The organism is Nocardia sp. MDA0666 (assembly GCF_003023875.1).
GTDB classification, from domain to species: Bacteria; Actinomycetota; Actinomycetes; order Mycobacteriales; family Mycobacteriaceae; genus Nocardia; species Nocardia aobensis.
Window position 1 is genome coordinate 41,983 of record NZ_PYHT01000007.1, and the last position, 11,855, is coordinate 53,837.

The 11,855-nt window shown below is 67.0% G+C and carries 15 protein-coding genes; 4 read left to right on the plus strand and 11 right to left on the minus strand.

The window, feature by feature from the left end; translation table 11 throughout:
- Positions 1-131: 131 nt before the first annotated feature.
- Both C8258_RS13035 and C8258_RS13040 read left to right on the plus strand, forming a co-directional pair.
- A complete protein-coding gene (locus C8258_RS13035) occupies positions 132-953 on the plus strand; it encodes a hypothetical protein (RefSeq protein ID WP_233225061.1) in 822 nt (273 codons plus the stop codon).
- A gap of 41 nt (positions 954-994) precedes the next feature.
- On the plus strand, positions 995-1,861 hold the full coding sequence (locus C8258_RS13040) for an NAD-dependent protein deacetylase (protein WP_106955426.1): 867 nt from the start codon (positions 995-997) through the stop codon (positions 1,859-1,861).
- Between the two features lie 48 nt (positions 1,862-1,909).
- On the opposite strand, the gene C8258_RS13045 is transcribed toward C8258_RS13040, so the two are convergent.
- Genes C8258_RS13045 through C8258_RS13065 form a run of 5 tightly spaced genes read right to left on the minus strand, consistent with a single transcriptional unit; the run spans position 1,910 to position 4,440 of the window.
- Positions 1,910-2,485, minus strand: coding sequence for an ATP synthase F0F1 subunit delta (locus tag C8258_RS13045; protein WP_051025046.1), 576 nt, complete (start codon positions 2,483-2,485; stop codon positions 1,910-1,912).
- On the minus strand, positions 2,485-2,985 hold the full coding sequence (locus C8258_RS13050) for a F0F1 ATP synthase subunit B (protein WP_106955427.1): 501 nt from the start codon (positions 2,983-2,985) through the stop codon (positions 2,485-2,487). Before C8258_RS13050 ends, C8258_RS13045 begins: the two co-directional genes overlap by 1 nt.
- A gap of 8 nt (positions 2,986-2,993) precedes the next feature.
- Positions 2,994-3,245 (minus strand): F0F1 ATP synthase subunit C, encoded by a 252-nt coding sequence (locus C8258_RS13055; protein ID WP_025352811.1) that lies wholly within the window; start codon positions 3,243-3,245, stop codon positions 2,994-2,996.
- Between the two features lie 56 nt (positions 3,246-3,301).
- Complete coding sequence (gene atpB / locus C8258_RS13060) at positions 3,302-4,063, minus strand: F0F1 ATP synthase subunit A (RefSeq protein WP_174372335.1); 762 nt, start codon at positions 4,061-4,063, stop codon at positions 3,302-3,304.
- Complete coding sequence (locus tag C8258_RS13065; protein ID WP_030515130.1) at positions 4,060-4,440, minus strand: ATP synthase subunit I; 381 nt, start codon at positions 4,438-4,440, stop codon at positions 4,060-4,062. Before C8258_RS13065 ends, atpB begins: the two co-directional genes overlap by 4 nt.
- A gap of 879 nt (positions 4,441-5,319) precedes the next feature.
- Between C8258_RS13065 and C8258_RS13070 the strand changes: the two genes are divergently transcribed.
- The gene (locus tag C8258_RS13070; protein WP_233225071.1) at positions 5,320-6,423 is read left to right on the plus strand and encodes a glycosyltransferase family 4 protein; all 1,104 of its coding nucleotides are present in this window, start codon (positions 5,320-5,322) and stop codon (positions 6,421-6,423) included.
- 81 nt (positions 6,424-6,504) lie between these two features.
- On the opposite strand, the gene C8258_RS32875 is transcribed toward C8258_RS13070, so the two are convergent.
- From C8258_RS32875 to C8258_RS13080, 3 genes are all read right to left on the minus strand, one after another.
- Positions 6,505-7,056 (minus strand): MarR family winged helix-turn-helix transcriptional regulator, encoded by a 552-nt coding sequence (locus C8258_RS32875; RefSeq protein ID WP_199195690.1) that lies wholly within the window; start codon positions 7,054-7,056, stop codon positions 6,505-6,507.
- Positions 7,056-8,816 (minus strand): FUSC family protein, encoded by a 1,761-nt coding sequence (locus C8258_RS32880; protein WP_199195691.1) that lies wholly within the window; start codon positions 8,814-8,816, stop codon positions 7,056-7,058. Before C8258_RS32880 ends, C8258_RS32875 begins: the two co-directional genes overlap by 1 nt.
- Positions 8,817-9,110: 294 nt before the next feature.
- Positions 9,111-10,148, minus strand: a complete 1,038-nt coding sequence (locus C8258_RS13080; protein ID WP_146161224.1) for an AraC family transcriptional regulator — start codon at positions 10,146-10,148, stop codon at positions 9,111-9,113.
- An 89-nt stretch (positions 10,149-10,237) separates the two neighbouring features.
- On the opposite strand from C8258_RS13080, the gene C8258_RS13085 reads away from it, so the two are divergent.
- Positions 10,238-10,456 carry a hypothetical protein gene (locus C8258_RS13085; RefSeq protein WP_036505435.1) on the plus strand — a complete coding sequence of 73 codons (219 nt, stop codon included), beginning with the start codon at positions 10,238-10,240 and terminating at the stop codon, positions 10,454-10,456.
- 20 nt (positions 10,457-10,476) lie between these two features.
- On the opposite strand, the gene C8258_RS32595 is transcribed toward C8258_RS13085, so the two are convergent.
- The 3 genes from C8258_RS32595 to C8258_RS13095 are packed head-to-tail and all read right to left on the minus strand — an operon-like array spanning position 10,477 to position 11,802.
- Positions 10,477-11,076, minus strand: a complete 600-nt coding sequence (locus C8258_RS32595) for a TetR/AcrR family transcriptional regulator (RefSeq protein WP_158271254.1) — start codon at positions 11,074-11,076, stop codon at positions 10,477-10,479.
- Positions 11,066-11,497 carry a hypothetical protein gene (locus C8258_RS32600; RefSeq protein WP_158271255.1) on the minus strand — a complete coding sequence of 144 codons (432 nt, stop codon included), beginning with the start codon at positions 11,495-11,497 and terminating at the stop codon, positions 11,066-11,068. The genes C8258_RS32595 and C8258_RS32600 overlap by 11 nt, the downstream gene beginning before the upstream one ends.
- Positions 11,494-11,802: a hypothetical protein gene (locus tag C8258_RS13095; protein WP_106955431.1), complete on the minus strand. Its 309-nt coding sequence runs from the start codon at positions 11,800-11,802 to the stop codon at positions 11,494-11,496. Before C8258_RS13095 ends, C8258_RS32600 begins: the two co-directional genes overlap by 4 nt.
- Positions 11,803-11,855 lie beyond the last annotated feature (53 nt).

Consider the following 11,855-nt stretch of genomic DNA (forward strand, 5'->3'; position numbering starts at 1 on the left):
ACGACCCATCATCGACCACGACGGCGGCGAGCCCGTCACGATCTCAGCGTCGTCTCAGCGACGGGCGGGCAGAATGCCGCCGTCCCTGTGTCGAGACGGTCGCCGGCTCGCGGCCCGGAAAGGACTACCACGTGACCAACCCGGCACCGGCCCGGACCGGATATAAACTCCCCCAGGTCACGGCATTGTTCTGGGTTCTGAAGATCGCCGCGACCACCCTGGGCGAGACCGGCGGCGATCTGCTGGCGCAGACCCTGAAGCTGGGCTACGCGACGGCATCGCTGCTGTTTCTCGCCATCTTCGTGGTCAGCCTCGTCGCGCAGTTGCGCGCCCGTCGCTTCCATCCCGCCCTGTATTGGACGGTGATCGCCGCGACCAGCACGGCCGGCACCACCATGTCCGATCTGATCAACCGCGGCCCGGGCTCGGACACCTCGACCGACGGCGGACTCGGCTACGGCGCGGGTGCGGCGTTGCTGATCAGCGGCCTGGCGATCGTCTTCGTGATCTGGCGGTTCAGCGGGCAGACCTACGACGTCTCGAATATCCGGACGCTGCGCGGCGAGATGCTGTACTGGGCGGCGATCCTGCTGTCGAACACCCTCGGCACCTCGCTCGGCGACTACCTGTCCGACAACTCCGGCCTCGGTTACGGCGGTGGTGCGGCACTGATCGGCACGATCATGGTGGTCATCCTGCTGGCGCACTACTTCACGCCGATCTCGGGTGTCGTCCTGTTCTGGATGGCCTTCATCCTCACCCGGCCGCTCGGCGCCACCGCGGGTGATCTGCTGTCCAAATCGCACAGCAGCGGCGGACTGGGGTTCGGCACCTACGGCACCTCGGCGGTCCTGCTGGCCATTCTGGTCGCCGGCATCGCCTACAGCCACGCGAAGGCCGCCCGGACCGCACCGGAGCAGGCCGACGACGATCTGGTCCGGGTCATCGAATAAGCCCTGGGAGAACATCGCGTCCGGGCTCGTAACCTGGATTCATGCCCGAGCTCGCGACCCTGCCGACGACAACCGGCCTCGATCGTGCGGTGCAGGTGCTGACGGGTCGGCGGATCGTGGTCCTGACCGGGGCCGGCATGTCCACCGACAGCGGTATCCCCGATTATCGCGGACCGGATTCGCCGCCCCGCAATCCGATGACCTATCAGCAGTTCGTCGGTGATCCGGTGTTCCGGCAGCGCTACTGGGCGCGCAATCACGTCGGCTGGCGGCGGATGGACGCCGCGCGGCCCAATCTCGGCCATCGCGCGCTGGCCCGGCTCGAACGTGCGGGCGTGGTCGGCGGGCTGATCACGCAGAACGTGGACCTGCTGCACACCAAGGCCGGGCATCGCGCCGTCATCGATCTGCACGGCACCTATGCGCGGGTGCGCTGCCTGTCGTGCCACGGCCTGATCTCGCGTATGACGCTCGCCGACCGGCTGGAGGCGGCCAATCCCGGCTTCGCCGAACTGGCGACGGCGACGGGTATCGAGGTGGCGCCGGACGCCGATGCCGTGGTCCGCGAGACCGACAGTTTCCGCATGGTCGACTGTGACCACTGTGGCGGGATGTTGAAGCCCGATATCGTGTACTTCGGCGAGAACGTCCCGAAAGACCGTGTGGCCGAGGCATTCTCGATGGTCGACGCGGCCGATGCGATGGTGGTCGCGGGTTCCTCGCTGACGGTGATGTCGGGGCTGCGATTCGTCCGCCGCGCGGCGAGAGACGGTAAGCCGGTCGTGATCGTGAACCGCGGCGCCACGCGAGGTGACGAATCGGCCACCGTCCGTATCGATTCCGGCTGCTCGCCCACCCTCGCGGCGCTCGCCGACGCGCTGATCCCGCCCGCCGGCGTCTCCGTATGAAACGGGTAGCCGGTGGACCGTGGTCCACCGGCTACCCGCACACGATGTTCAGTTCCAGCCCGGTTGGGCCTGCCGTTTGACCGACGACGAGTTCGCCAGGATCTCCAGGTCCTCGAGGAACCGTTCGATACTGTCCGACTTCGCCTCGGGGGTGGCCACCTGGTCGCGCACCTTCTCCTCGGTGATCGCCAGCATCGCGGCCGCCAGATCCGTTTCCAGATCGCGCACCATCTGGCGACGCAGCTGGGCGACCTGATCGCGGCCCTGCCGTCGCACCCGTTCGACCTCCGCCGCGGCCGCTTCTCGCATCTGCGCCACGATGTACTCGGCGTCGGCGCGCGCGTCGGCGCGAATCTGCTCGAGTTCGGTGTGCGCTTCGGTGAGGGCGTTCGCGTAGGAGCGCTTGGCCTCCTCCAACTGCTGTGCGGCGTGATCGCTTTCGGTGAGCTGCTTGGCGATCGCGTCCTGGCTCTTGGCCATCAACCTCTTCACCGGCGGGACGACCCATTTCCAGATGATGTAGATGATGACGGCGAACCCGAACAGCTGACTGAAGAAAACCGGCCAGTCGAAGGTGATCTGGTATCCGCCTGCGGCAAGCACACCGCCGCTGGTGTCAATCATTACGAATCCCTGCCCCTCCTACGCCCGGCGGTGCCGGCGTGGCGACTGTCACCGATCACCTGATCGGCGAGCGATTGGGCCAGCGGCTCGACCTCGAGTCGCAGCTCGGACTTGACGCGGTCGGCCTCGGCGCGCAGATGGGCAGCGGATTCGGCGACGATGCCGTCGACCTCCTGCTGTGCCTGCGTCCGCAGGTCGTCCATGATCGCCCGGCCCTGGGCCCGTGCCTCGTTGCGGATGTCGGCCGCCTCGGTACGGGCCTGTTCCAGCGCCGTCTGATATTTCGCCTGGGCGTCGGCGAAGACCTGTTTCGCCTCTTTGGCGTTGGCGGCGGTCGCCTCCACCCGCTCCTCGCGTTCGGTCAGCACCTTGCGGATCGGCGGAACGACGAAGAACCAGATGACTCCGAGCACGATCAGGAAAATGATCAGCTCGACGAAGAAGGTGCCGTTGGGGATGAGGAAGTTCCCCTCGGCCACCACATCGGTTCGCGCGGACATCTCGCCGATTACTTACCGGGAGTTGCGAATACGAACAGCGCCATGAACGCGAGGTTGATGAAGTAAGCGGCCTCGACCAGACCGACGGTCAGGAAGAAGTTACCGCGCAACCGGCCCTCGGCCTCGGGCTGCCGGGTGACGCCGTTGATCAGTGCCGAACCGGCCAGACCGTCACCGATACCCGCGCCGATGGCGCCACCGGCCATGATGAGGCCACCGCCGATGAGGGCACCCTGGACGATTGCTGGATCTGCTGCCATTTTCTCTTCCTGTTCTCCAACGTTGACCGATCGGTGGGGCCGATCGGGACTGCCGTTCAGTGGTTTTCGTGCTCCAGCGTCATGGATTGGCTGAAGTAGAGGACGGTCAAAAGCGCGAAGATGAACGCCTGAATGGCGCCGACGAACAAGTCGAACAACTTCCAAATGGCGTTGGGGCCCCACGCGATCCAGTACGGGAACAGTGCGATCACCGCGACCATGACGCCGCCGGCGAACATATTTCCGAACAATCGCAGCGACAGCGACAACGGCTTGGCGATCTCTTCGATGATGTTGATCAACACCATCGGCCCCCACCCCGTGTGGCCCTTCAGCAACTGTTTCACGTGCGTCACCGGACCGCGGCGTCTGACACCCGCGGCGTGGTAGAAGACGAAGACGAACAATGCCAGGGCGTAGACGAAATTGACATCGGAGGCCGGCGGGAAGATGAATTCGCCGCGGCCGTACTGCATCGGCAGCACCGATATCCAGTTCGACAGCAGGATGAAGGTGAAAAGCGTTACCGCCAACGGCAATACGAAGGGCGCGATACGCATGCCGATCGCGGACTCCACCTGCCCGCGCATCTGCACGGTGACGGTTTCGAAGAACAACTGGACGCCGTTCGGTACGCCCGAGGTGATCTTCATGCGAAGGAAGAGAGCCAAGGCGATGACGATCACCGCGGCGACCGCCGTCGAGAGGATGGTGTCGACGTTGAACGTCAATCCCCAGAGTTCGGTGGTGGCGTGGTGACCTACTTCGATCTTCGGCTCTTCATCGGCCAGGATCATCGTCGCGATAGTGCTGCTCATGACTGCTGACGGAGCCCTCTCCACTCGGGCACGACGGTATGCAAGACGAGGATCACCTGGAACAACGCGAGTCCGAAGAAGATGCCCACACCGTTCGGGCGCGTCAGGAACGCCACGATGATCGCCAGCACGGTGACGATGATCAGCCGCGCGGCCGTCGACAAAGCCAGCGCCTGCTTATTAGGCGATTCCGAGCGGGTGATGCCGGTGACCGATCGCAATGTCAATTGCGCGTTCAGCCATCCCAGCCCCAGCCCGATACAGATGAAAACACCCAACATCAACCGATCCAGCGGACCGGTCACCACCAAAGCCAGCACACCGAATGCGGCTACCATGTAGCTCGCACGGCGCAGCCGGAGTTTGTCGATACTCACTGCGACACCACCATCGCCGCCATCCCACCTCGTAGTAGGTCGTGATCGAGGTCAGCTTACACAGACCAACCTTCTTGCGTAGCAACATTTTTGATCTTCATATACTTGATCTTGAATTTTGCGCCGGACACTCCGGGCGAATAGGCTCAGTCATCGACCGGCTATCGTCTTCTACGCCGCACGACCTGCAAATGAGAGCGTTTTCCGGAACATTCGGACGCCGCTCGCAGCGGCGCGGCAATGGTAAATCAACGGTCAATACTCTGCCGTGAAACGGTAAAATCATCGGCGCGTCGCAATTGCAATTTGTCTATATTGCCCGAATTGTCGAGATTTCGATTCGTCGATCCATCTATGCCTTATATATGTGCGCCCCGGGCGTCCGAGGGCGGTGCGGCCGAGGCCCGCCGCTGACCCCGGACACCCCGGCAGGGGCGGCGACACGGTCCGCCGCGATGTCCTACCGCTCGGCAATCCGACCCGTCGGCCCAGGTCGGGTCGCACAAATTTCGCGTTCTACCAGGCATTCCCGGACAATTTACTGCCGAGGGGTTACCGTGACGTCTGCTGGGTACATCACCCACCGGGTCGCTCCGGCCCGCCCGATGAGGGAAACCGAAGTCCCGAGAGACGCCTGGTGGTTTCTGGTCTCTCGCCATGCTTGGTCGCAGCTTCACACGTTGAGGAGGCAGTACCATGAGCAGTAACCCGTCAGGCTCGGATTCCTCGGGTCCGTCCGGCTCCAGTCCCGTCGAGTACGACGACTCCCTGCACTACCCGGAATCGGCGTACTCGGCCTCGTTGGAGGACGCTTCACTGGCGGACTCGGAATCCTTGATCTACCGGCTCCACGAATCCGGCGCGCCCTTGCACATCGTGATGGTCGCACCGCCGTACTTCGAAGTGCCGCCTGCCGGTTACGGCGGCGTCGAAGCCGTGGTGGCTCAACTGGCGGACGCACTGGTAGCACGTGGGCACAAGGTGACCCTGCTGGGCGCCGGCCGCTCCGGGACTACCGCCCGGTTCATCCGGGTATGGGACGACATCCTCGCCGATCGCCTCGGCGATCCGTTCCCGGAGGTGCTCAACGCGCTCAAGGTTCGTCGCATCATCACCGAACTGGCGCAGACCGAACGGATCGATGTCGTCCACGACCACACCTTCGCGGGGCCGCTGAACGCTCCGATGTACACCGCCCTCGGCATTCCGACCGTGGTCACGGTGCACGGTCCGGTCGACGGGGAAGCACAGGAGTACTACACCTCGCTGACCGATACCGCGCAGTTCGTCGCGATCAGCGATCGGCAGCGCTCACTCGCGGAGAATCTCAACTGGGTCGGCCGCGTCTACAACACGGTCCGCCCGGCCGAATGGCCGTTCCAGACCCGCAAACAGGACTTCGGCCTGTTCCTGGGGCGCTACGCCCCGTACAAGGGTCCCGATCTGGCCCTGCACGCCGCGCACGAGGCGGGGATCCCGCTGGTGCTGGCGGCGAAGATGAACGAGCCCCCGGAGAAGGCCTACTTCGAGAACGCGGTGCGGCCGCTGCTGCGCGACACCGATTTCGTCTTCGGCGAGGCCGATCAGATCGCGAAACGGCTGCTGCTCGCCTCGGCGCGCTGCCTGCTGTTCCCGATCCGCTGGGAGGAGCCGTTCGGCATCGTGATGATCGAGGCGATGGCCTGCGGCACCCCGGTGGTGGCTCTGCGTGGCGGCGCGGTCGAAGAAGTCGTCGACCACGGGGTCACGGGCATCATCTGCGACGATCCCGCCGAACTGCCCGCGGCCATCGCCGCGGCCGACGAGATCGACCCGGCCGCCTGCCGGCGTCGGGTGGTGGAGAAGTTCTCCGTCGACCAGTTGGGCGCCGGATACGAATCCGCCTATTACGCGGCGATCGACAAACTCGCCGGTGTCCCGGTACCCGTCGCATCCGACGGCGTTCCCATGATTCGCCCGCTCTCGGCCGTCGGAAACGGCTGATTCGCAGGCGAATCCACCCGCATCCGGTCCGCGTCTCGCACGACCGGATGCGGGCGTTTTCGGGCCGAGCAGCCGCGGGCATCAGCGGGGCAAGCCGCCGAAGCGCCCTTCCCATCGCACCAGCACATCGGCCAGGATGCGGGCGAGTTCGCGCTGGTCGTCTTCCGGTAGTCCGGACAGCAATCCCGCCTCGTAGGCCAGCTGTCGCGGCATCAGCCGATCGATCAGCGCACGGCCGTCCGCGCTCAGCGCGATATGGGAGACCCGCCGGTCTCTGGTATCGGCCCGCCGGCCGACGAGCCCGCGCTCTTCCAGCCCCCGCAGCCGTTTGGTGACAGCCGCGGGCGAGGCGAACGTTTCGCGTGCCAGCCGGCCCGGCGTGAGTTCACCGCCGACGCGCCGCAGCGCCAGCAGAATGTCGAATTCCGGTCGGGCCAGGTCCTCGTCGCCGAGCGGTGCGTCGGCGACCTGTTGCAGCAGCGCCGCACAGCGAGTGATGCGGCCGATCACCGCGATCGGACTCAGATCGAGCTCGGGCGCGGCCTGCGCCCACTGCCGCATCACCTCGGCGACGGCATCGTCTGCGGTGCCGGCGACGGCGCCGCGCGTTCCGGCCGGAGTCCGCGCGGTCATCACGACACCGCCGCGAGGGTCCGGACCGGCAACCGATCCAGCAGCTGATGGCCGGTGCGTTCCGCGGCGACGATGCGTTCGTCGGGAAGCGGCGCGCTCCACCACTCCCCCGCGGCGGTGTCGGCGCAGGTGCGCACCTCGATCAGGGCGGCCGCGAGCCGAGCCCGGTCGGCGGGACCGCCGGTACCGGAGTCCACCGCCCGGCGGGCGCGGTCGATCGCGGCATCGAGTTCGCCCAGCGCCGCCGCCACCCGGTCGGTGACCCGGCGATTGGGTACGGCGAAACAGATCAGGACGGCGATCACCGCACCCACGCAGGTGTCGAGCCAGCGATCGAGTCCGAGTTCGGAGGCCGGCCGCGGAGTGGCGAACTCCACCATCGCGAGAGCCATCGGTGTGATGAACACCGAAGCGACCCAATAGTTCCGGGAGATGGTGGCCTCGACGATCACCTGACAGACCAGAGCCATCACCACCAGTGCGACGGCGCTGTGCGCCCACGGCGCCACCGCCGTGAACAGCGCGACACCCACCAGATTGCCCAGCACGCGTTGCACAGTACGCTGCCACGACTGCGCGGTGTTGGCGACGATCAGAACGGCGGCGGTCATCACCGCCCAGTACGGGCGATTCACGCCCAGCGCCAACGAGATCCAGCCCGCGGCCGCGGAACCGAGGGTGACGCGGGTGGCGAGCGGCAGTCCGGCGGCGCCGGGCAGGAAGGCACGGCCCACGCGCCGCAACGCCGCACCGCGGACGCCACCGGTTCGGCCGAGGCCCATACCGCGAATCTCTGACTCTTCGGCTGCGGCGCAATGGATCCGGGGGATGTCGCGGCCGCGGCGCAGGGTGCGGGCGTACTGCTCGAGGGTGCCGGCGTCGATTCGGGTTCGCTCCGGGGTTGCGGTGAAATCTGTTTCCGCCCCGGCACTTCCGGCATCGGAGGGATACCGGGCCAACTCGGAATCGGCGGGCCGGGTGGTGGCGGCGAGGGTTTCGGCGCGGGCCAGCAGACCGGCCAGCGCGGTGCGTTGTGCCGCGGTGCGGGCGGTAGCGGGCACCCGGACCAGCGCGGTCCATCCGGCCTGCACGGCGACCGCGGCGTCGTGCCGGGCACGCGGCACTCCGGCATCGTCGAGCGGCACCCGCAGCAGCCGAGCGGTCGACTCGAGGGCGCGCGCCACGGCGAGGCGCTGCGGCCCGTGCGGGCGGATCAGCGCCGGGGCCATACACACACACCACGCCAGGAGGCCGCCAAGAAGGATCAGGGCGAGGTGGCCGGGGAGTTGCTCAGTGCGCTGCGGGATGAAGGCCGCGCTGGAGACCACGAAGGTGAAGATGATGTTGCCGGGCGGGCTCATCCGGGAGGCATCGCAGACCAGCTTGTACAGCCCGGCGAGCACCGCGATCACCAGGACCCGCACCGCCGCGGATTCGATCAGCGCCGAAGCGGTCAACGCGACCGCGGTGCCGGCGAACATTGCGAGCACCACCCAGGCCAGCGTGCGGCCGCGGGCGGCATACGGCAGGCCGTGCCCGTACAGGGCGCACAGGCCGCCCGCGCTGGTGTAGAAGGCCAGCTGCACCTGCCCGGTGGCCAGCAGCACGACCTCCGGCCCGCCGATGGCGATCACCGCGCACAACGCCGCCTGATACCAGGTGTCGGCGACCGGTCGCATCCGGAACACGCCTCGCAGCGACAGCATCCGCAGGGTGGTACGGAAACCGGCAGCTGGGGAGGAGGGGGCACGATGCGACACCCAAGAAGATTAACAGGTATTTTACTAGGAAACTATATGACAGGCAGCACTCACGCCGCGGAAGGTGGGGCGACGGACCGGACAGCAGACGACCCGAGCGCGCCGCCGGGTCGAGCGTGGACGTCGGCGGCCGGGCAGCGCAATTCTTCGGCATTCGGTCGCCATATTGCGAATGCAGAATGTGGGCGGCGAAAAATGCGGCAGCGAGTTAACCGGGACACGGTGCCACACATTGTTTCGGGCACCGAAAATCACGGACTCCCGAAATCCGAATACGGGTCAGGACACGATTCGCTATCGATTTCGAGTCAGCGACCGGCGGTATGCCCGCGGCGACATCCCCATCCACCGCGTGAAGGCATGAGTGAAATTGGCCGTTTCCGCATATCCGAGCCGGCGGGCCACATCCTCGACCGTCGACCCGGCGCGCAGCAGTTCCGCCGCGGTGCTCTCCCGCACGGTGTTGAGCAGGCCACGGAAGCTGGCGCCCTCGGCGGCGAGCTGCCGGCGCAGCGTACGGACGTTGATGTGCAGTTCAGCGGCTACTTCGGCCATCGACGGCACCGAACCCGGTTCGCGCAGCAGACGCTCACGGACCAACGTCGACAACTTCCAGCCGCCGTCCAGCAGCACCTGCAGCGCCTCGCGGCACTGCCGTTCGATCAGGTTCGCGGTATGCGAATCGGCATGTGGCATGCGCAGATCCAGGAACGAGCGCGGCAGTACCAGCGCGGTCCGCGGACAGTCGCTGAGGATGTTGTCGACCGAGGTGAACTCGGCCAGTGCGGCGGCCCGATCGGCACCCAGCTCCAGTTCCAGGCGTATGGCGGGGATGGTCACATCGAGCGCCCGCTCAGCGACGAAGATCAGCGCCACCTCGCGTTCGACGAAGTATCCGCGCAGGTCCGCCGGTATTCCCGAGCCGTCGGCCACCAGTGCGACCTCGTCACCGTCGGACTCCTCCAGGTGATAGCGCGCCGAGACCGAGACCAGATCCTGATAGCGGACCGCGATGTTGAGCACATCGCGCATGGTCGCGCTGGCCAGGGCCGCGAGGCCGACCAGACCGGCCTTACCGAGGGAGGCCTGCGCGGCGGTCTGCACGCCGAGACCGGGCCGGTCGCCGAGCGCGCGAATCAGATTGCGCGCGACAGCGAATTCTTGATCCGGCCAAATTCGCACCTGTTCATCGGCCAGATCCGCGGGTTCGATTCCGGTGCCCGCCAATAACTGCGGTTCGTCCAATCCATGCGCGAGCCCGACACTGACCATCATTCGCACACTGACGCTGCCGTGCGGCAACACATCGGACGGCGTACCGATCCCAACCACAGTCCGAAATTACCAATATTCGGTCCGCTCGGCACATTCCGGCCCCCGAAAGTGGGGGCATAACCTCGACAGACCGACATCGGCACGGGATGGCCGATGGGCAGGCAGGGATCGAGGAGGGCGACTACACCGTGGATATGTTCAGCACCTGTTGGATGGAACCGCTCGACCTCACCCCGCAGAAGGCGCATCAGATCATGCAGATGCACCGGGGCTGCCGGACCGACGAGTGCCCGCGGCGGCGCGCCGCGCTGCGAGTGCTGGTCGAGGAAGGCCGGCTGATTCCGGATTCCTCACGGGTGCACTGACAACGCACGAGCGGTGGTCGCTAGCCCGCCCAGCGACCGGTCCAGCCACGCGCGATCCGGCGCGCCCGGGCAGGCGGCATGCGATCCGGTTCGGTGAGGACCGCGAGCGTCAGCCCGTCGAGCAGCGCCAGCAGTTCCGCTGCGGCATTACCGGATTCGGCGGCCCGCTCCGGATTCACGGCGACCAGCGCCCGGGCGATCAGATCCTCCGTGCGCTGCCACTGGGCACGATGCAGCGCCGCGATCTCGGGGTCGTGGGCGGCGCGGGCGACCAGCGCGAACCACACCCGGGCGAGGCGATCCTCGCTGTCGGGAGCGATGAGCAGGTCGACCAGGCGGGACAAACGCTGCGCCGGCGGGAGTTGCGCCACCGCCGCCGCATCGAAACGGTGGGCCGCCTCGTCCCGCACGTACTCCCAAACCCGCTGCAGGAGTTCGTTTTTCGTCGAGAAGTAGTACTGCACCGTACCGATCGACACCTCGGCGCGCGCGGCCAGCGTGCGGATGCTGACGCCCTCGATACCGTCCTCGGCGATGACATCGGCCAGCCGGTCGAGCAGGTGGCCACGGCGGTCCGTCGCGGTTGCGTCCGCCGCTGTCCCGGTCCGCTCAACGCCCACCGCGTCGACTCCTCTCCCGCTGATCGCGAGCCCGATAGTAGTGCCACGCCTGTGCCCCCACTCGACGCGCCAGCGCCACGGGTTCCCGGCGGCCGTCGCCTCGGGAGGTCCGCTCCACGACGGCCGCGAAGAACAGCAGCAGCACCCCGGCACCGCCCAGACCGAAGTAGACGGTGTCGCCGAGCAGGGTGACGAGCATGCGGGCCGATTCGTGGTCCGGCCCCGGCAAGGCGGGCAGGACCGCTTCGAGTTGCACCAGGCGTACGCCCTCGGCAACCAGCCACAGCACCGCCGCCGCGGCCAGCGACCACCCGGCGATGCGATAGCTGCGCGCCAATCGCGTCGCGGCCACCAGCGAGGCCCCCGCCAGTACCACCACCGCCAGTTCACCGGCGCCGAACACCACTTGCGCGCCGCTCATCGCACCTGCTCCGGCCGCGCCGGACGGCGCAGGATGGCGACCAGCAGCAGCGCCCAGGCCAGCACCAGCAGGAGATTGCGGACGCCGGCGCCGAACTCCATGCGATGCGTCATGCCCTCGGCGCCACCGGATCCGAACCACATCGCCCGGCTCGTGACCAGCCCGGCCACCGAACCGATCATTGCCACCACGGCGGCGAGTACCGCACTGCCGAAGGCGCGTCCGAGCCGCCGGCGGTAGTACAGCACGAGCGCCGCTCCCAGCAGCGGCGCGCACAGGCCGAGCAGTTCCACGAGACGAAACATCGGGGCCCACCCCTTTCATACGTTCGTATGAGCTCTACCATACGAACGTATGA